Here is an 18,853-nt window from a genome sequence, read left to right on the forward strand (position 1 = left end):
TTTAAAATACAGTGCCTTACTAATGACAACGCCAGCAAATAGCTGGCGTTGTCGTTTTTTTTGAAGCTGTGTATCTTCTCGTTTTAAGCTTGCTCTAAACGTAGTAACACTTCATCGGTAATATCAAACATCTCACCGCAGCCAATTAGCGAAGTAAATTCCAGTTCCAGAGCGCGCGCACGGTGGAGGGTTAAGCGCGCCAGTTCACCCAACTCTTTGCCCGTTAAGGCCGTTAGTGGATTTAACACTGGCACCGCCGTTACTCGAATCGCGAAGAACTCGCCTTTGGAGCGGGCTTGCTGAATAAAACGGATGCGGTGCTCGGTATTAACGAACTCTTGGCATAGCTTGCTGGCAATGCGCTCTATTTTGTTGTTTTCACGTTTGACCCATAAGTAGACCTCGTGAACATAAGGTTCACGGATTTCAACTGGGCGCATGGTTTCTGCCAGCATCTTGTTAACCCGATTTTGGAAAATCGGCATTACTGAAAAATCATGGGTATCAGTCAGCTGATCAAACACTTTTGGCAGCCTCGCCAACGGGAAGTTACAGCCCACGGCTTTGACTCGCGCTTTGTGATCCACTTTTTCCGCAAAGTAAGCGGTACTGTTTAAGCGGGTGAGCAGCATTTGGTGCATGGCGTGGAGTAATTCACCTTCAGGTTGGCGCTCTTCACTCACTCGCAAACGTGCTTCGTTGTTCTTGATCAGGCGACGAAGGAAACTCTCACATTTTGCGACTTCAGCACCGCTGCCCGTGGTGAGCTGCAAATTGGTATGGTTCGGACTAATTCGCACCAGCTTGTAAGGCATCTTGTGTAGCGGAACATTGCGATCGATTTTTTGTAGCTCTTTAAAGCAAATGGTGACCAGATCATCGCGTTTTAGATTAACCGGCTCGCTGAGTTGTAAGTTTAAGCCTCGGGTTGAGAAATCAATCGACATCCCGCTGATTTTACCCAGCTCTGGGTGGTGTAATTCCAGCGGCGTTTTGAATAAATACCTGTCTTCGCAGCGCTGGGGTTTCGGATCAAAATAGATCCCTTGCGCTTTGGCGATCGGGTTACGCTGATGACGAAACACTTGCAAGGTATTGGCACCCAGCTGCGGCTTGGCTGATAAACGGTAATCGCCTTGCGCGGATTTATGGGTGAGATCTTGCAAGATACCGATATGGGTTAGGTTCTTGAGCTGCTCTTGCATCTCAGGGGCCATCGCCGAGAGGTAGGCAAGATCGGCTTCACCTAATGGGTAGACGGTTAAGCGACTGACACGCCAGCTATCGCGTGGTGAGCCGATGTGCCAAAACAAGCGGCGTTGCTCTTTAGTCATCTCAGGCAGTGCTGCCGAGTAAAAGTGAGTTTTATTCTCGTGGTGATGAGTAAAGCTGTAAAGTAGGGTGCTGCATTGTTTAAGCCCCGCTTTACCTAAGGTCGCCATCCGCTCTTTTGATAGCAAGTGGTTGATCACGGGCTGATTACGTTCGTCGTGCCAGTAGTCCCATATATGACGGTTGTGATCGGTCAGCAAGCTATATTTGAGCTCGTTGCCAGCAAAGAACAGCGGCATGCTGGCGGTGTGTTTGAGGTAACAGTGCTCGTAGCCAATGGTGCGGGTTTGGATCACCTTGTCTTCGTGATCGTTACGCTTACGCGTTGGATTGGCTGCTTGGTAACGCTCAACGGCAGATTTAATGGCTTCGCTGTTACTGATAGCCAATAGGCGTAACCACTTATAGCTGTCGTTATCAGGGTTATCATCGATCCCTAGAACGCGATATACCACCCCTTGCTCGATTTTTAGATCGATATAGTTTTCAGCGATTTCAGGAAACTCAACCGTGATGGTTTGCCCCAAGTGGTAATTAAAGGCCGATGGCACTTTGATTTTGGCACCCGAGCAAGAAATATCGGATGTCACCCCGTGAACGATTTGCCCTAACGGTAAATTCAGGTTCACAGGTGTTGAGATTTGAATCCGCTTTTCACCCCGCGTAAGGTAGTGACCAAAGCGGATCACGTTAACATCGAAATGCTCGTCACGGTTGGTGATGGTTTTGTTTTCTGTGGGTGGGCTCAGTTTGCCTTGCTTGTGCAGCACTCGGAAGTTATTGCGGGTATTGATCAGGGCTTCATATACCCCAACCCGGTACTGATCGCCGTATTGCTTTATGCGTTTGTGGTATGTGTTAATTGCCACATCATCAAGCCAGTGTTTGAGTCCATTAAGATGGTACTCTCGACACTCGCCTTTCACACGGCCACGCAGATCGACCGCTTTATGGCAACGCGCCATTAAACGGTTTAATTCCAATTTAATCTGTAAGCGTGTCGGCCCTGTTAAGTCATGTGTCATCATTTTGAAGACATCTTCAAAATCGTCACTGTCATAAACAGGGATTAATTGCTCGATAAGTCCTTTATAATTGTCCAGCTGCATGGCTTTATCTAATCGATTACGTCAGTGTTTATTATCTTTATTTTGGCGTAAAAGTTTAGCTATAAAAGGCAAGAAACTGTTAAAAATGCTAATTCTTTATGCTTTCTGAGAATCACGCATAATTTTGAAATAAAATCAGGGTAAAAAATGGCCAAAACAAAGCGCGCTTATGTATGTAGTGACTGTGGCGCAGATTTTCCGCGCTGGCAGGGACAGTGCAGTGCATGTGCTGCATGGAACACAATTACAGAGTTCACCATTCCGAAAACCAAAGCGGCGGTAGGTGCATCAAGTGCAGTGAATAGTTATGCAGGTGCTTCTACCAAAGTTCAAAAGCTATCGGAAGTCGAAGCGAAAGATGTTCCACGTTATAGCTCTGGCATTGGTGAGCTGGATCGCGTTTTAGGTGGCGGTATCGTTCCTGGCTCTGTGTTACTGCTCTGCGGTGACCCTGGTGCGGGTAAATCAACCTTGCTGCTGCAAAGTATTGGTGCTGTGGCGGGGCATAAAGCGGCCTTGTATGTTTCTGGTGAGGAATCGATCCACCAGATCTCGCAACGTGCTCTGCGTTTGAAAACCCCTAACCTTGATAAAATCAATGTGGTGGCAGAGACCTCGGTTGAGCAAATTCTGAATTTGGTTTCGCAGCAAAAAGCGGAATTTGTGATCATCGACTCCATCCAAACCATGACAGTGGCGCACAACGACTCAGCGGCAGGTAGCCCTAGCCAAGTGAAAGAGTCGGCAGCGGCGCTGACGCGTTACGCTAAAACCGAAGGTGTCACTTTCTTAATTATCGGTCACATTAACAAAGATTCGAACGTAGCGGGCCCGATGCAGTTGATCCACATTGTCGATGGTTTGTTTGCGCTGTCATCAACTTCGGATGAAAAATTCCGCGTTTTGCGTACTTCGAAAAACCGTTTTGGCGCTGATTCAGAGTCTTGTTTCTTTGCTATGACCGAGCAGGGGATGAAACAGGTTAAGAACCCTTCGGCAATTTTCTTGAGCCGCTCGGATAAGAACCATGCAGGCTCAACTTGTACCACATTGTGGGAAGGCACACGTCCGTTGCTGGTGGAAATCCAAGCCTTGTGTAATACCTCGGTGACGGAAAACCCACGCCGTTTATCGGTCGGTTATGATCACAACCGCCTTGCGATGTCGATTGCGGTATTGGCGCGACACGGTGGGGTGATGCTGACTGATATGGATATTTTCGTAAACTGTGTGGGTGGCATTAAAATCGAAGAAACCTCGGCTGACTTAGCCGTGTTGTTGGCGATTTTCTCAAGCTTTAAGAACGCGCCGATTCCGCAAGATGTACTGGTGTTTGGTGAGATTGGTTTGAACGCCGATATTCGCCCTGCCGCCAACGGGGTTGAGCGTATTCGCGAAGCCGCGAAGCAAGGTTTTACCCGTGCGATTGTGCCAAAAGCCAATGCCAGCCGTCAGGTGAGTGGGATCGAAATTATCCCAGTTGAAGATCTGCAAGAAGCGTTAGCGGCGTTTGATCGGGTTTGCTAACCGCGAGTGTTAATGAGGCGAAATGAGACGAAAATCGCGTTAGCCACTAAGTAGCGGAAAAGAAAAAAGCGAGCACTGAAAATGCTCGCTTTTTTGATCTTGTCTGTCTGCCTATGGTTGTTGTGACAGATGCTAAGTGGCTGCTTATAACTGACGACTTGGCGTGGCAGTGTTCGTGGTTACCGAAGTTTTAGCGGTTGTCGTAAAGCCTTGCTCTGAACCATTCGAATCATGGTAAGCCGGTGCTTGAGTGAGCTGTACCTGCATGCCAACCATGTTATTGACCATGTTCAAAAGTGCAGCCCACTGTACTGATTTTTCTTTTTCAAACAGGCTATCGAAGTTGTCTGGCGTCCACATCACAAAGGGTTTCGGGTTCAGTGCGCGACCAAGAAAACGGATTTCGTAGTGTAGGTGTGGGCCAGTCGATAGCCCTGAATTACCCGTCCAACCAATTAAGTCACCTTTGCGCACAAACTGCCCGCGCTTAACGTTAAAGCGTTTCATGTGCGAGTAGGTCGACATAAAGCCCAGCGCGTGATTGATCTTCACAAAGTTACCTGAGCCCTTATTGCTTGGGCGCACGTTCTCAATTACTCCGTCTGCGGGCGCATAAATCGGAGTGCCAATATTGGCGGCAAAATCGAGTCCGTTATGGCGCTTACGCTTGCCCGTAACAGGATGAATACGCGTGCCAAAACCAGACGACATGCGAATGTTTGGCGTCGGGCTCCCATTTGGGATCATCCGAAACAAGGTCGCCCGCACCGCTGAGCCGACTGCTGCACTGTCGATGCGTTGCTCAAGCGGGGTATTGACGTTTTCAGTTTGTAACCCCAGCGCGGCTTCAACATCATCGATACGCTGTTCAAGCAGCATCAATTCGTTTTTCTTATCTTCTAACTCTTGGCTCAAGGCTAAGTTAGTGGCGTTCTCTTCGGTTAACGAATCGCTAAGCTGCTCGGCTTGTACGTTAAGCTGGCTAAGTTGAACGCTAGAGGCTTGGTTTTGTGTATAAAGTTGGTAGATGTTGTAGCTGCCATAGCCCAGCATCGAAGATAAAAAGAGGACAAAAAAAGCAACGTAGCGTTTCTTAAAACGATTGATCAAGTAATGAGATGTCCCACGGCGGTGGGACACCGAAATGCAAATTGTGTCTGACATGATGAATACGGCTAAATGTGGTGTAAGTCTGTTAAGTGTTCAAGTTCTCGGTGTAACAGTTCATCAGTGCCGACGTTGAGTTCGACGAGGCGTTTCAAATGACTGGCGCTATCAAGATCGATGTGATGAATTTGCATGCGAAGGTAGTCTTCACAATTTTCCACCAATCGCGTTTCCATTGTTAATTCAATGTCGCATTCATGCAGGCAGAAACGGATGGTGTAATTATCATCTTCACTTGGGTGCCACTCATCGGGACGAGTGAGTAAGATCCCCTGAAGCGATAAGTCACGAACATCGGTTTGCCATTGACCATCCGATTGACTCAAGGTGGCTGGTGCCTGATACATGATGCGCTTAAAGTGGCGACGTTCAACCATAGGCATTTATTCTTATTTGTGATGACCTTGGGGGATGGAGCTGCATCATGGTACGACGAATTAAGTCGCACGATACATCCAAGGTGGTTTATACACTTTTCTTTGTATTACAGTGTACGGTTAAATCGTTTTTTACGCTAGTTAGATGATCACAAATTAATCGCTTTTGTTAGTGAAATATGTGCAGGTCGCAATAAACAAACTCAATGGTACGCTTAATGCGTATGGTGTGTGTTAACAATAAGACGTCTCAAGTCTATTGAGTGCTGTATTGGGTTATTTATTGAAAGGACGGTATTGAAATGGCTATTAGGTTAGTTAGGTGACCTGCTGAGTGCAGGTGAGTAGCAGTGGCGGAGTGCGAGGAGGTCATGCGCGTATAAAAAAGGGCTGCCGAAGCAACCCTTATCACGTTTTGTGCACTCAGTACGCGATTATTTTGCGATACGTTTGTACTTGATGCGGTGTGGTTCAGCCGCTTGTGCGCCTAGTGTTTTCTTCAGCCACTCAGTGTACTCGGTGTAGTTACCTTCGTAGAAGTTAACTTGGCCTTCGTCACGGTAGTCAAGAATGTGCGTCGCGATACGGTCTAGGAACCAACGGTCGTGCGAGATAACCATGGCACAGCCAGGGAACTCAAGCAGTGCTTCTTCAAGCGCACGTAGTGTTTCAACGTCAAGGTCGTTGGTTGGCTCATCGAGTAGCAGTACGTTGCCGCCCGCTTTAAGCAGTTTCGCCAAGTGAACACGGTTACGCTCACCACCAGACAGATCGCCGATGCGTTTCTGCTGATCGCTGCCTTTGAAGTTAAAGCGAGAACAGTAAGCACGCGCTTGGATTTCAAAGTTGTTGATCTTGATGATGTCAGCACCTTCAGAGATCTCTTGGTAAACCGTGTTGTTGTCGTTCATGCTGTCGCGGAACTGATCAACAGACGCAAGGCTTACAGTATCACCTAGCTCGATAGTACCGGCATCTGGCTGCTCTGTGCCGCTAAGCATCTTGAACAGGGTCGATTTACCTGCACCGTTGGCACCGATGATACCCACGATCGCACCCTTAGGCATGCTGAATGATAGATCATCGATAAGTACGCGATCACCGAACGATTTCGTTAGGTTGTTCACTTCGATAACTTTATCACCTAGACGCTCACCTGGCGGGATGAACAGTTCGTTGGTTTCGTTACGACGCTGGTGATCAGTGTTGTTAAGCTCTTCAAAGCGCGCCATACGTGCTTTTGATTTCGCCTGACGACCTTTAGGGTTTTGACGAACCCACTCCAGCTCTTTCTCGATGGTTTTCTGACGCGCTTTCTCTTGAGAAGCTTCTTGCTTCAGACGCTCATCTTTTTGCTCTAGCCATGAGGTGTAGTTACCTTCCCATGGAATACCTTCACCACGGTCAAGTTCTAGGATCCAGCCAGCAGCGTTATCTAGGAAGTAACGGTCGTGCGTGATAGCCACAACAGTACCGCTGTAATCTACTAGGAAGTGCTCAAGCCAAGCCACAGATTCAGCATCCAAGTGGTTAGTTGGCTCATCAAGCAGAAGCATGTCTGGTTTGTCTAGCAGTAGACGACAGATAGCCACACGGCGACGCTCACCACCTGATAGGTGTTTGATTTTCGCATCCCACTCAGGAAGACGAAGTGCATCAGCAGCACGCTCAAGTTGCATTTCAAGGTTGTGGCCGTCTTTCGTTTCGATCAGCGCTTCTAGTTCACCTTGCTCTTTCGCTAGCTTGTCGAAGTCTGCGCCTTCTTCAGCGTAAGCGGCGTAAACAGCATCAAGACGCGTTAGCGCATCTTTAACGTCAGCAACAGATTCTTCTACTACTTCACGTACTGTTTTTTCTTCATCCAGCACAGGTTCCTGTGGAAGGTAACCAATTTTCAGTCCCGCTTGTGGACGCGCTTCACCTTCGATATCAGTATCGATACCCGCCATGATGCGTAATAGGGTAGATTTACCTGCACCGTTCAGACCAAGAACACCGATCTTGGCGCCCGGGAAGAAGCTTAGGGAAATATCTTTTAAGATTTGACGCTTAGGTGGAACAATTTTGCCCACGCGCGACATGGTATAGACGTATTCAGCCATATCCGTTGCAATCTCTAATCGTAAAGGAAAAGGGGTATTTTACTCGACCTTGACCTAAGTTTAACAGTAATGTTCATAATTAGTGTTTAGTATGACTGATAGCAAATCGAAATGGAGTTTTCTTGTGTCACTGACTGTCATAAAAAAGGCACTGTATGCCGCATGGTTAGGGCTTGGCGTCGGGATGGCACCGTTATTACAGGCCGCCACTATCGATGAACAACGCGGCTGGTATGAGCAAGCGCAACAAGCGCTTGATGATAATGAGCCAGAAAAATTCAGTCAGTTACGGGACAAATTGAATGATTATCCGCTCACGCCGTATCTCGACTACCGTGATTTTTCTCGCAATCTCGCCAATCAATCTATTGAGGATGTGCAAGCTTTCCTCAAACGTTATCAATCCTTGCCTTTTTCTCCCACCTTACGGTATCGCTATGCCACTTACTTGGCATCGAGCAAACAATGGCAAACTTTACTGACTTTCCAGCCTAAACCGCCTCGCGGTGAAACTCAGCAATGCAATTACTACTATGCCCAGTTGCAAACGGGGAATAAGAAAACAGCGTGGCAAGGGGCTGAAAAAATTTGGTTAAAAGGCAGCTCGATTGCCGATGCTTGTGATCCTTTATTAAAGGCGTGGCAAAAAGCAGGCAAGCGTCACGATAGCCAAATTCTCGATCGCATGTTGCTGGTGTATCAGCAGGGCAATAAGCGCCTGTTAGCTTACTTAAATAAGCAGTTATCGACCTCTGGGCGCGTAACTGGCAATAAAGTGCTGCAATTGCTTGATAAGCCCGCCAAGGTGGCGGATTTTTCCAAAGCCAGCAAAGTTACCCCGTTTAATCAAAAACTCACTGAGTCGGCGTATAAACGTCTTGCTCGCAAAGATGTGAAAGAAGCGGTGGCTCAGTATCAGCGTACGGTTGATGGTCAGCACTACCCGAAAGCCAAACGTCAGCAAATCGCTGAATACGTAGCATCGCGCTTAATGGTGACGGATAGTGATGAGCTGATCGCATGGCGTGATAAGGTGTTGGCGAAAAGCAGTAATACTCGTTTGCTGGAACGTCGGATCCGCAGTGCGATGCGCGATGCCGATTGGCAACAAGTTGAGCGCTGGGTGAAGGTACTGCCTGCTAAAGATCAAGAGACCCTACGCTGGTCCTTTTGGCGCGCGTATTTACTCGCTCGAAACGGCAAGCAAGCCGAGGCCGATAAACTCTATAGCTCAATTTTAGGGCAACGAGATTTTTACAGCGTTGCTGCCGCCAGCATGCTAAATAAGCCAGTTGAATACAAAATTCAGCGTGCACCTTTTGTGATTGCCCACACAGATGCCTATCGCGATACCCTTGAGCGGGTTAAAGAGCTTGTGGCCGTTGATAAATTGCTAGCCGCTCGTAATGAATGGGCATATTTGCTGCGCGGCAAAACGCCTGATCAAGCACTGAAATTAGCCGCTTATGCAGGCGCGAACCGTTGGCATCACCTTGCGGTGCAAGCAACGATTGCGGGTAAGTTGTGGGGTTACCATGAACTGCGTTTTCCACTAGCGCATAAATGGTGGTTTGATTTCTTCAGTAAAAAACGCGGTGTACCGACGACGACCATGATGGCGTTAGCGCGGCAAGAAAGTGCGTGGAATACCGAAGCCCAATCGCCGGTGGGAGCGCGTGGTTTAATGCAGTTAATGCCTGCGACCGCCAAAGAAACGGCCAAGAAATTAGGACGTAACTATCAAGGCAAAGACACCTTGTTTGATCCTGGGGTTAACATACGTTTAGGCAGTGGCTATTTGCAAATGATGCTAGAGCGCTTTGATAACAATCGAGTGTACTCGTTTGCTGCTTATAACGCAGGACCAAGCCGTGTTGATCGCTGGCAAAAACAAACCGACGGACGCGTTGATGTGTTCACCTTTATTGAGGCGATCCCATTTAACGAGACCCGAGGTTATGTACAAAACGTGTTGATGTATGACGTGTATTACAACCGTAGGATGGGCACCGAAATACACTTGTTAACGCCTGCTGAGCTGCAAGCTAAGTACTAGCCGTAGGCTGGGTTTGGTTACGCTTACTGACAATTTTGCACGGTAAGCGTATTCCGAACCCGAGTTCGCTTGGTATACTAGTTCGCTAGAACAAAGTGCCTACAATGAGGTTTACATGTCCAGCAATACTGAAACACCGGAGTTTACCGAGTGGCAACAGGTGATTGATCTGCTTCGTCAGGCATCACAACAACAAAAAGATGATGTACTGCTTAAATTACTGCTGACTCCCGATGAACGTGATTCGCTGCTATCACGAGTTAATATTCTGCATGAGTTGCTTAACGGTGATCGTAGCCAACGTAAAATCAGTGAACTGTTGGGCGTAGGGGTGGCAACCATCACCCGTGGCTCGAACGAGCTAAAACACCACGATCAAGATGTGAAAGTGTGGTTAGCGGATTTGCTGCAAAAACAGCTACCGTAAATTATTGTTGCTGTAACTCAGCGTAGAGACAGCAACATCGTTTTGCTTGCCAAGGTGCGGAACGATACAGAAGGCTAAACAATAAAGCCCATCGCTAAGGTTGAATAATCAATTTTAGCGATGGGCTTTTTACTTCTATGGAAACAGCGGCGCATTCATAAATGGGATCAAGGCTAAGATCAGTGCTTGCTCATACACCGAACTGCGGCTCAGTTTATGGTTGGTGAGCATCGCAATCGCGCCGCCTTTTTGCTTGATGTTGTGCTCGTTAAACATCTCATCCATCACATCACCGAGCTCGGCCCCTTGATGTAATTGTGCCAATGCTGCTGGTGGTAGTGGCAGTGATGCAGAGCGTGCTTCGCCACGTTTGCTTTGATCGTCACTGTTTTCTATTACCATCCACGCGAACGTGTGGTCGCCATCAATTCCCGCCTCTAATCCGACATAGAATGCCGCGTTCGCAACTTGTGCTTTGGCATTTTTTACCCGATTACGCGCACCTAACAAGGTTTCATCAGCCGTCATAGGCTGATCGCGCACTTCGCTGGCAACGCTGATCCCTTCAAAGACATAGTTGTGGTGAGGAAAGGCTTGGTTGAAGGCGTTTTCAACCGCAGAGATTTTGGCTGGGTTAGTTGAAGCGACAATAACAGTAGACATAGCGACCTATTTACAGATAACGCTCGTATCCGAGCTAGCAACAAGAGTACCGAGAGAGATAAGTTACGGTTTAGAAACCTATTCAACTGGGTATATGAGAGGCTCTATTGTACAAACTGGCACCGTGAAGTCACGTGTGCCAGTGAAAGTCTGTTGCTAGTGCGATGGTCGAGGGGCGAACATCGCGATGACCAGCTAGAGAGTGAGATGCACTCCAGCTTTAATTAACGGTCGTAAGCCCAGTCTGACTGAATGATGTAACCGTGAATTTGGAACTCATCGTTGTTCACAAACAGGTTAGGGAAGTCAGGTTGTGAGGTTGAGAACACCACACCGTCTGCCAGTTGGGTCATGTGGTAGAAATCAGGTTCGCTGCCACGTACCGATGCAAATACAGGTTGCTTAGGACGGTAGCTTGCCGTGCGGGTTGCTAGTGCGTAGCTACCGACAGGCGCACATTGCGAGATGTTTTCGTTATCTACGTATAGGCCTAGGCACTCTTCACGATCTAGGTGTGCTGGAATGGCGCGTTTGCTTACGACATCAACAGTGGCGCCTTGGCGAAAGGAAGTGAAGTCTTTACGGTGGATCACAGGAATGTAAGTTGCCGTTGAGCTTTGGTTCGCTTCACCATTAATCGTCGTAGTTGCTTGAGTACTTGTATCAACTTGGCCAGTTAATAGGTAGCTGATAGAAGTGTTCAGCGTGCTGGCAATGGTTTCAAGTTCGCGAACTTCGATACCATACTTACCAGATAGTTTACGGCTCATAGTACCTTGCTGAAGGCCTAATGCTTCACCGAGTTGCTTTTGGCTAATGCCTTGGATTTTAGCTAAGCGCTTAATTCTTTCTAAATATTCCATAATTTAGCTTCCTGCTCACAGTAAATATGAATGCAAAAGGCATTCTTAAAAGTCATAACTTATTTTACTGATAACAAAATCAAAGGAATTATTGACGCATGAAAAGTGCGATGGGTTTCGTTAAAGGAATATATTTGGAAAAACTTATGGGTAAAAAAAGGGACAAAATTCGAGTTGGCAAAAAAGCCTCGGTCAAAAAGGACTCAAAATCCGCATAATTTTTGGGACGAAAGTCATGCTTTGAGGGTGTTGTGGCACTTGAAAAACCAAACTAACGTGACTTATAACCAATAGGGTGCAAGCGAGTGAATACCTAACAGCTGCGGGTGTCTTGGCACTATAACAAAATCAACTTTCTTATAACGTATAAAAATGTAAGTTAAGAAAAAATACGTTTCTGGATGTGCAGTTAATTGGTTATTTAAGAGGCATTAATCGCGGTGATAACTAAGGCGTTATAAGATGAGTTACACATAATTGGTGTGACATTATACATCTTGATTGCCACTGCATGACCACTCCTTTATGATGCGACGAGCTTAATCACATTTTCTTCCTTATGTCTGCCACTCGCAATTTTTACGAACAACATGCTCATACCCTTTGTGAGCAATACAACGCCTTGGATTTTCAATCAGTTCACCGTAGTTGGCAGCCGTATTGGCCACATCAAGGTGATCGGGTATTGGATGTGGGGGCAGGAAGTGGGCGTGATGCTAAATGGATGGCAGAGCAAGAGTGTGAAGTGATTGCACTTGAGCCGTGCCAAGCCTTGCGTGATGCTGGACGTGAGTACACCGGTGCTAGCGTCAATTGGTTGGATGATAGTTTACCTGCGCTAAGTAAGACCGAGAACCTCGGTATGCGCTTTGATCTTATTTTAGTTAGTGCCGTATGGATGCACCTCGCGCCGAGTCACCGAGAGCGCGCTTTTCGTAAATTGTCTAATTTACTGGCTTCTAACGGCCGCTTGGTGATCACCTTACGTCATGGTGGTTTCGACGATGGACGCCAAGATTACGGTGTTTCTGTCGATGAAATTGAGCAGTTTGCTAAAAATAGCGCCCTGTTAGTTAAGCACATCAGCAATAGCACAGACTCTCTTAATCGGGGGGAAGTGCATTGGCAAACCGTGGTATTAAGCCTACCAGATGATGGTTCGGGTGATTTGAATCGTGTGCGCCATATCATTGTCAACGACAGCAAATCAGCCACCTATAAACTTGCCCTATTGCGTACTTTACTTCGGATCGCGGATGCTCATGCTGGGGCTGTTATCGACCGTAGCGATGGTAAAGTAGCGATCCCTGCTGGGCTGGTGGCGCTGTATTGGATGCGCCAATTTAAGCGTTTGATTGATATCGACATTGAAGGTTGTGGTGGTATTCAACAAAACTCAAATACCAGCAAAGGATTAGGTTTTGTCAAAGAGGACGGTTGGCAACAACTGAGACATCTGGCTGCGGATGATCTCACAGTGGGGGCTATGTTTCTTAGTGATGATGCGAAAGCGCTTCAAAAAGCATTAACACACGCGTTGGCGACGATAAAAAGTGGCCCAGTGACCTTCATTTATCAAGGCGATAAAACGAACCGTTTATTTGATATTCAGTCGCCTTCTCAACGTCGTAAGACCTTATCATCGTTTGTGATAGATACTGATTTTCTTACTAGCTACGGCAGCTTTGTGCTCGATGAAAGCTTGTGGGAATGTTTTCGTTTATATAACGCATGGATCGAACCTTTGGTGGTTAACCAATGGATTCTAGAAATGCAGCGCTTCGAGTTAAATAAAGCACGCAATATTGATTTGCAAACTTACCACAACTGTCTTGTGTGGATTGATGAAAAACATGATACCGCCGATATACGCAAGCGTGTGGCGCAACTTCAGCGGGAACATATCGATCTACACAGTGTGTGGAGCGGAAGTAAGCTCAAAGATGAATATCATATCGATCACTGCCTGCCCTTTGCTTATTGGCCGAACAACGATAAGTGGAATTTGCTACCCACAACGGCAAAAGAAAACTTGAACAAGAAAGATCGAGTGCCAACCGCTTATCGACTGCAAGCCTCAAAAAGCCGCATCCTAGACTGGTGGCAATTAGCCTGGGGTGAAGAAGTTCAGCAAAACCGCTTCTTCTCCGAAGCGGCGATGTCACTCCCCAACATTCCCCCACAATGCCACGATTTTGAACAAGTCTTCGAAGCCATGGGGCTCCAAGTACGCGGTGTGAAAAGCCGATTGTTGGTGGGGGAGTGGTAGTGGTGTTATTTGGACTAATCACTAACAATGTTTGAGTTTAGCTGTTCTGATTTGAACCATCAGTTAGGCGAGTAGTCGTTTTGCAAGAGTGGATATACACTAAATTGGGAATTAAAAGTAGAGTATCTAAAAAGCAAGGATATCTGAGGGGACGTTATTTTTAACAAGGTAAGTCTTTGGTTTATTGCAGATACAAAAACGGGACATCCGAAGATGTCCCGTTTCCAAACGTTTGGGCTGGCGTAAGTTGATCTGAGCTTTTAACTATATGTTTTAATTTGAATTATATTGATTTGATTTTTATTGATGTACCTTCCGGTGTACCCATTCGTTACGGTTACCCCCATTTTTCACCCAAATAGGGCGCAATTCCTCAGAATCTAACTCTCCCATCTATCTTAATGGTACAACTCCTGAGTTGTTCATAACATGATATACAATCTTAAAGTTGTTAGGTGGGCTTTTTACAACTAATATGTTGTAAAAAGTGGCTGGTACAACGATAGAGTTGTTTGAGGTGTGTGGTGAAGAATATTGATGAAATTGCAGCGCTGCTCATTGAGCAACGTAAAAAGCTGGGTATCGAGCAAAAAGATATGTACATGCGAATCGGCATGAAGCAGCAACAGTATCAACGCATTGAAGCGGGTAGTGACGTAAAACTGTCGACCTTGCTCAGAGTGCTGGAAGGGCTGGATTTAGAGCTTTCTATTGTTCCTAAGGGAGGTAAAGCGACCCCTTCCCTCGTCGAGAGGGAACCAGATAGCCAAAGTGAACTTGGCAAAGGTAAAGGTGCGCTAGAAGATGACTCTGATGATCTTGGTTTTTGGTTCAACTCAGAGGATAACTCATGAGCAAGCAAATCGAGAAAGTTGAAGGCTTAAACATCCAACTACACGGTATCGATGTCGCTGTCATTGCGCATTATGCTGGTGGGAAAAACATACTGACCTTCAATCCCGAATTTGTTGCGATGCCAGCTGAGAAACGGCCTGTTTTTACCTTGAGGCAACTGCGCGATCCTGGCTATTTAAGTAAGCCCCAGATTCGGACCGATAAGATCCCGCCTGTATTATCCAACCTGTTGCCAGAGGGGGCATTGAGAGAGCTGACAGCCAAAGCGCTCCAATGCCACGTAAACAATGAATTCTCAATCCTTGCCTATTTAGGCGCTAACTTGCCAGGAGCAGTAATCGCTAAGCCGATAAAAGCGGGTGATGTGCCCAACTGGGCGCTAGAGCAGCGATTATCGACAGAACCTCAACAAATCAATGTTAGACATGCTGATACCAAGTTTTCATTGGCAGGCGTACAGATGAAGTTTTCCTCGTCACATCTAGATGGCCGATACCATATCGACCAAGAGATTTCTGAGGATATGTGGATTATTAAGACCCCATCCACTGTTCACAAAGGTGTACCTGTCAATGAATATACCTGCATGAAACTGGCTGAGGCTGCGGGAGCAGATATTCCGGAAGTTCGGCTAATCGAGCTTAAAGAACTTGAGGGGCTACCCAGTATTAAATTACCGGATGAGCAATACGCCTATGGCATCAAGCGATTCGATCGTAGTGACGAAGGGCGTATTCATACTGAAGATTTTGCTCAAGTATTTGGCCTTTACCCTTCGGACAAATATCAACGGGTTAACTATGAGCAACTAGGTAACGTGCTCTATCAATCTAGCTCTGAACGATTGAAAGACATTCAGCAGATGGCAAGAAGGTTACTGATTAACATCTTGCTAGGAAACGGCGATGCACACCTTAAAAACTGGACGTTGATTTATAGCGATGCTTACTCCCCGCGCTTATCGCCCCTTTATGACGTGGTATTTACTTCTCCGTATATAGAAAATGACAGCCTTGCGCTAAACATGGTAGGAACCAAGCAATGGTTTGAAATCACCATGAAACACTTTGAAGTGTGGGCTGAGAAAGCCGGAGCACCGTGGGTTGCGATTAAGCCGCACCTGATTGACGTTATGAACTTAGCTAGAAAAAACTGGCCTGAACTGCTAAGAGAGCTTCCCATGGATGCTGAGCAAAAAGCGGCATTGAAGCAGCATTGGCAATCGCTACATGCGGACTTTTCAGTTTAGAGACTATAGAAAATATTAATGAGTAAGTTATTAAAATTGAGGGGCTTTGTTTCAGTAAATGAAGCTCAAGATTATTTGAGTAAAGCCATTGGAGAGAACGTATCGCTTGCGGAGATTTACCAGCTTGTTCTGAACCGAGATTTGGTGATTTCAGCTAGGTTCGATGCACATGAGCCTGCCTTACTGGGAAAATATATTCCTTTTACACCTGAACAGCACTCAGAGTGGTTGAAAAAAAGTCAGATTCCTGAAGAGTGGGATTGGGTTGATGCTGATTACATTTACTACGATGAATACAAAGAGCAACACTATGCGCTCAAACCGTCTTTAACAAATATAACAGGCTGTTGGGACTTCACTATGCTTGGTTCTGAGGCGAAAGTTATTGACCATAACTACCGTATGCAAGCAGCCAATAGTCTGGAAGGTGGCTTATTTGGGGTTGAGTTAAAGATACCAAGAGAGGACATTTTACTAACGGATGGAAAGCAACTAGCAAGATTGCAGCCAGAAAATGAATCTAAAAAGCATCTTATTTTCGACTATTTCCTGAATAAACTTGTAGTTAGAAAGCAAGAGTTGAATCGTTTGATTCAGGCTCTAGAAGATGAGTCCCCCGTACAAGAACAAGAAAAGCCATTGGCATCTAAGGAGCGTAACACGTTGTACAAGCTAATCGGAGCCTTGTGCAAACACGCAGATATTGATCCTTTGGCTAGAGGAGCAGCAACACCGTTAGAGAAAATCACTGAACTTGCGGGTACTCCTTTATCAAATGAAACTATCCGACAAATTCTCATTAAGATGAAGAAGTAGCGATGAAGTAAAATCCAATATTGGAATTCGCTTTTCCCTGACTGGAATATCGCTGTTCTCAGCTCTTTAACCTCTTGGTCATCTAATAAGTAACTAGGAGGTTTTTTTATGTCTCATCAAATTGTTCGTTTACCTGAAGTAATGAAGATGACTGGCCTATCTCGCAGCACTATCTACTTGCGTATGTCTAAGGGCAATTTTCCGCAGTCCATCTCACTCGGAGAACGTGCTGTTGGTTGGTTAGAAGCCGATGTTGAGCTGTGGCTTGATGCGTGCGTTGCTGCATCTAAGGCGGTTGACAATGACTAGGCGTAATTCCGCTAATCGCATAAAAAGAAATCGTAACTATACCGTTATTGATATTAGTGAAACGCTGGGAGTTCATCCTAAAACAGTGCGTAATTGGATTCGAGTGGGATTACCAGTTGTGGATAAAAAACGTCCACTTCTAATAAATGGTGCAGATTTGAAGGTTCACTTTAAACACAAACGTAAAGCGATTATGTTCGATTGTGATGAGCATGAGATGTGCTGTTTTCGATGTAAACAACCAATGAAACCAAGTATTGAGTCAGTGCTCTTTATTGCTAAACCCGCAGGAATGGCTCACATGAAAGGCGTGTGTGAAGAGTGCGGATGCCGAATGAATAAGTATGTTTCGTGGCGCAATGTGAATGACATCTGGCTAGAACTCAAGGGTAAATTACCGATAGCTGAAAAACACATAATCCTAAGAGGACAAAACCTCTTAAATTGTCCTTTCGGTGGAGTTTTTAGTGATGAAAAATAACAGTACAAATAATGCACGAATTATTTATGAATACACAACGTATTTGAAGGATGCTAAGCGTCAAGATGACTCGACCATTGATGGTGCGTTGAAGTCAATTAATCGCTATGAAGAGTGTACAGGGTATATCGATTTTAAGAAGTTTCGAGCAAAGCATGCTATCGCGTTTAAGAAGCACCTTATGGGGAAAAAGTCAGCTGTGACTGGGGATAAGCTGAGTAAGGCAACAGTGCTGACAGCAACTCGTCACTTGAAGGCGTTCTTCCAATATTTGGTTACGCAGAAGGGATACCGAGCAAAAATCAATTACAGTGATATTGAGTATTTTAACTTGTCAGAAAAAGATACTCGCATCGCCAATACAAAGCGCAAAAGAAATGTGGCCACGGTTGAACAGGTCATGCAAACCTTGGAAGGTATGCCTTGCTCGACGGTCATTGAAATGCGCGATAGAGCTTTAATAGCTTTCGTGATCTTAACTGGCGCACGAGACGGAGCGGTTGCCTCTGCAAAGATAAAGCATATTGATCTTGTTGAACAAAGCTTTTATCAGGATGCAAGGGATGTTAATACAAAATTCAGCAAAACATTCACAACATACTTTTTTCCTGTCGGTGAGCTGCCACTAAGGATTTTGACTGAGTGGATTGATTACTTGGTACAGGAGCTAGGTTTCAAGCAGAACTCGCCGTTGTTCCCTAAAACCAAACTGGCACATAACGCCAACCAACAGTTTGAAGCTGTCGGTCTGCTTGGAGAGCACTGGAGCAATGCTAATCCAATACGCAAAGCTTTTGCACAAGCCTTTGAAGCTGCGGGGTTACCTTATTTTAACCCTCACAGTTTTCGAAATACTTTAGTGCGATTGGGGGAACGACTTTGCCGAACACCTGAAGAGTTCAAAGCATGGAGCCAAAACCTAGGGCATGAAAGTGTACTGACCAGCTTTTATAGTTATGGTGATGTGCCTGATTACAAGCAAGCCGAGTTATTGCGGAAACTAGCCAAACCAGCAGAGGGGACATCTCCGGATATGGAAGAGCAGTTCAGGCAATTCATGCAGTTTCAACAAATGATGGGAAACAAGTAATACTCATCAAGTTGTTCTAACCAAGCTGGTATCAAAAAACATTCGTATATTGATACCAGCTTTTTTATATCACAACTGGTATCACAAACTTAGGGTTGCAAGTTTATGATACTATTAAGGTGTGATACCACTATTTTTGATACCAATTATAACCAGAGTAA

Annotated in this window: 16 protein-coding genes; 10 read left to right on the plus strand and 6 right to left on the minus strand. The window is 45.9% G+C overall.

From position 1 onward, the window contains the following. Nucleotides 1-83 precede the first annotated feature (83 nt). Complete coding sequence (locus A3K86_RS11560; RefSeq protein ID WP_068331079.1) at nt 84-2,441, minus strand: PilZ domain-containing protein; 2,358 nt, start codon at nt 2,439-2,441, stop codon at nt 84-86. A 147-nt stretch (nt 2,442-2,588) separates the two neighbouring features. Between A3K86_RS11560 and radA the strand changes: the two genes are divergently transcribed. Further along, the gene (radA, locus tag A3K86_RS11565; RefSeq protein WP_068331081.1) at nt 2,589-3,968 is read left to right on the plus strand and encodes a DNA repair protein RadA; all 1,380 of its coding nucleotides are present in this window, start codon (nt 2,589-2,591) and stop codon (nt 3,966-3,968) included. 144 nt (nt 3,969-4,112) lie between these two features. On the opposite strand, the gene A3K86_RS11570 is transcribed toward radA, so the two are convergent. From A3K86_RS11570 to ettA, 3 genes are all read right to left on the minus strand, one after another. Further along, complete coding sequence (locus A3K86_RS11570; protein WP_084406582.1) at nt 4,113-5,132, minus strand: M23 family metallopeptidase; 1,020 nt, start codon at nt 5,130-5,132, stop codon at nt 4,113-4,115. An 11-nt stretch (nt 5,133-5,143) separates the two neighbouring features. Continuing rightward, entirely contained in the window at nt 5,144-5,512 is a 369-nt protein-coding gene (locus A3K86_RS11575) for a PilZ domain-containing protein (protein WP_068331083.1), read from the minus strand. Between the two features lie 434 nt (nt 5,513-5,946). After that, nucleotides 5,947-7,614 (minus strand): energy-dependent translational throttle protein EttA, encoded by a 1,668-nt coding sequence (gene ettA / locus A3K86_RS11580; protein WP_068331085.1) that lies wholly within the window; start codon nt 7,612-7,614, stop codon nt 5,947-5,949. Between the two features lie 184 nt (nt 7,615-7,798). Here ettA and sltY point away from each other — a divergent pair, with 184 nt between their 5' ends. Next, the gene (sltY, locus tag A3K86_RS11585) at nt 7,799-9,670 is read left to right on the plus strand and encodes a murein transglycosylase (RefSeq protein ID WP_415860035.1); all 1,872 of its coding nucleotides are present in this window, start codon (nt 7,799-7,801) and stop codon (nt 9,668-9,670) included. A 115-nt stretch (nt 9,671-9,785) separates the two neighbouring features. Beyond that, nucleotides 9,786-10,097, plus strand: a complete 312-nt coding sequence (gene trpR, locus A3K86_RS11590; protein ID WP_068331090.1) for a trp operon repressor — start codon at nt 9,786-9,788, stop codon at nt 10,095-10,097. A 135-nt stretch (nt 10,098-10,232) separates the two neighbouring features. Here trpR and yjjX read toward each other — a convergent pair whose 3' ends face one another. Both yjjX and A3K86_RS11600 read right to left on the minus strand, forming a co-directional pair. After that, nucleotides 10,233-10,760 (minus strand): inosine/xanthosine triphosphatase, encoded by a 528-nt coding sequence (gene yjjX, locus A3K86_RS11595; protein ID WP_068331092.1) that lies wholly within the window; start codon nt 10,758-10,760, stop codon nt 10,233-10,235. Between the two features lie 224 nt (nt 10,761-10,984). Continuing rightward, the gene (locus A3K86_RS11600) at nt 10,985-11,623 is read right to left on the minus strand and encodes a helix-turn-helix domain-containing protein (protein ID WP_068331094.1); all 639 of its coding nucleotides are present in this window, start codon (nt 11,621-11,623) and stop codon (nt 10,985-10,987) included. A gap of 559 nt (nt 11,624-12,182) precedes the next feature. On the opposite strand from A3K86_RS11600, the gene A3K86_RS11605 reads away from it, so the two are divergent. The 7 genes from A3K86_RS11605 (at nt 12,183) to A3K86_RS11635 (ending at nt 18,692) form a co-directional block, all read left to right on the plus strand. Continuing rightward, nucleotides 12,183-13,892 carry a class I SAM-dependent methyltransferase gene (locus A3K86_RS11605; RefSeq protein WP_068331096.1) on the plus strand — a complete coding sequence of 570 codons (1,710 nt, stop codon included), beginning with the start codon at nt 12,183-12,185 and terminating at the stop codon, nt 13,890-13,892. A 524-nt stretch (nt 13,893-14,416) separates the two neighbouring features. Next, nucleotides 14,417-14,746 (plus strand): helix-turn-helix domain-containing protein, encoded by a 330-nt coding sequence (locus tag A3K86_RS11610; RefSeq protein WP_068331324.1) that lies wholly within the window; start codon nt 14,417-14,419, stop codon nt 14,744-14,746. Further along, on the plus strand, nt 14,743-15,996 hold the full coding sequence (locus A3K86_RS11615; protein ID WP_068331098.1) for a type II toxin-antitoxin system HipA family toxin: 1,254 nt from the start codon (nt 14,743-14,745) through the stop codon (nt 15,994-15,996). Before A3K86_RS11610 ends, A3K86_RS11615 begins: the two co-directional genes overlap by 4 nt. 18 nt (nt 15,997-16,014) lie before the next feature. Then, nucleotides 16,015-16,812 carry a hypothetical protein gene (locus tag A3K86_RS11620; RefSeq protein WP_068331100.1) on the plus strand — a complete coding sequence of 266 codons (798 nt, stop codon included), beginning with the start codon at nt 16,015-16,017 and terminating at the stop codon, nt 16,810-16,812. 108 nt (nt 16,813-16,920) lie between these two features. Next, entirely contained in the window at nt 16,921-17,121 is a 201-nt protein-coding gene (locus tag A3K86_RS11625) for a helix-turn-helix transcriptional regulator (RefSeq protein ID WP_068331102.1), read from the plus strand. Next, nucleotides 17,114-17,602, plus strand: a complete 489-nt coding sequence (locus A3K86_RS11630) for a helix-turn-helix domain-containing protein (RefSeq protein WP_068331104.1) — start codon at nt 17,114-17,116, stop codon at nt 17,600-17,602. Before A3K86_RS11625 ends, A3K86_RS11630 begins: the two co-directional genes overlap by 8 nt. Further along, the gene (locus tag A3K86_RS11635) at nt 17,592-18,692 is read left to right on the plus strand and encodes a tyrosine-type recombinase/integrase (protein WP_068331106.1); all 1,101 of its coding nucleotides are present in this window, start codon (nt 17,592-17,594) and stop codon (nt 18,690-18,692) included. The genes A3K86_RS11630 and A3K86_RS11635 overlap by 11 nt, the downstream gene beginning before the upstream one ends. Nucleotides 18,693-18,853 lie beyond the last annotated feature (161 nt).

Source organism: Photobacterium jeanii (assembly GCF_001650345.1).
GTDB lineage: Bacteria > Pseudomonadota > Gammaproteobacteria > Enterobacterales > Vibrionaceae > Photobacterium > Photobacterium jeanii.

Excerpts from the sequence above, each read along its gene's own strand:
- A3K86_RS11605 (WP_068331096.1), top strand. The coding sequence starts at position 12,183 with ATGTCTGCCACTCGCAATTTTTACGAACAACATGCTCATACCCTTTGT.
- A3K86_RS11620 (WP_068331100.1), top strand. The coding sequence starts at position 16,015 with ATGAGTAAGTTATTAAAATTGAGGGGCTTTGTTTCAGTAAATGAAGCT.
- ettA (WP_068331085.1), bottom strand. The coding sequence starts at position 7,614 with ATGGCTGAATACGTCTATACCATGTCGCGCGTGGGCAAAATTGTTCCA.
- A3K86_RS11625 (WP_068331102.1), top strand. The coding sequence starts at position 16,921 with ATGTCTCATCAAATTGTTCGTTTACCTGAAGTAATGAAGATGACTGGC.
- A3K86_RS11630 (WP_068331104.1), top strand. The coding sequence starts at position 17,114 with ATGACTAGGCGTAATTCCGCTAATCGCATAAAAAGAAATCGTAACTAT.
- trpR (WP_068331090.1), top strand. The coding sequence starts at position 9,786 with ATGTCCAGCAATACTGAAACACCGGAGTTTACCGAGTGGCAACAGGTG.
- A3K86_RS11635 (WP_068331106.1), top strand. The coding sequence starts at position 17,592 with ATGAAAAATAACAGTACAAATAATGCACGAATTATTTATGAATACACA.
- radA (WP_068331081.1), top strand. The coding sequence starts at position 2,589 with ATGGCCAAAACAAAGCGCGCTTATGTATGTAGTGACTGTGGCGCAGAT.
- A3K86_RS11615 (WP_068331098.1), top strand. The coding sequence starts at position 14,743 with ATGAGCAAGCAAATCGAGAAAGTTGAAGGCTTAAACATCCAACTACAC.
- yjjX (WP_068331092.1), bottom strand. The coding sequence starts at position 10,760 with ATGTCTACTGTTATTGTCGCTTCAACTAACCCAGCCAAAATCTCTGCG.
- A3K86_RS11570 (WP_084406582.1), bottom strand. The coding sequence starts at position 5,132 with ATGTCAGACACAATTTGCATTTCGGTGTCCCACCGCCGTGGGACATCT.
- sltY (WP_415860035.1), top strand. The coding sequence starts at position 7,799 with ATGGCACCGTTATTACAGGCCGCCACTATCGATGAACAACGCGGCTGG.
- A3K86_RS11600 (WP_068331094.1), bottom strand. The coding sequence starts at position 11,623 with ATGGAATATTTAGAAAGAATTAAGCGCTTAGCTAAAATCCAAGGCATT.
- A3K86_RS11575 (WP_068331083.1), bottom strand. The coding sequence starts at position 5,512 with ATGGTTGAACGTCGCCACTTTAAGCGCATCATGTATCAGGCACCAGCC.
- A3K86_RS11560 (WP_068331079.1), bottom strand. The coding sequence starts at position 2,441 with ATGCAGCTGGACAATTATAAAGGACTTATCGAGCAATTAATCCCTGTT.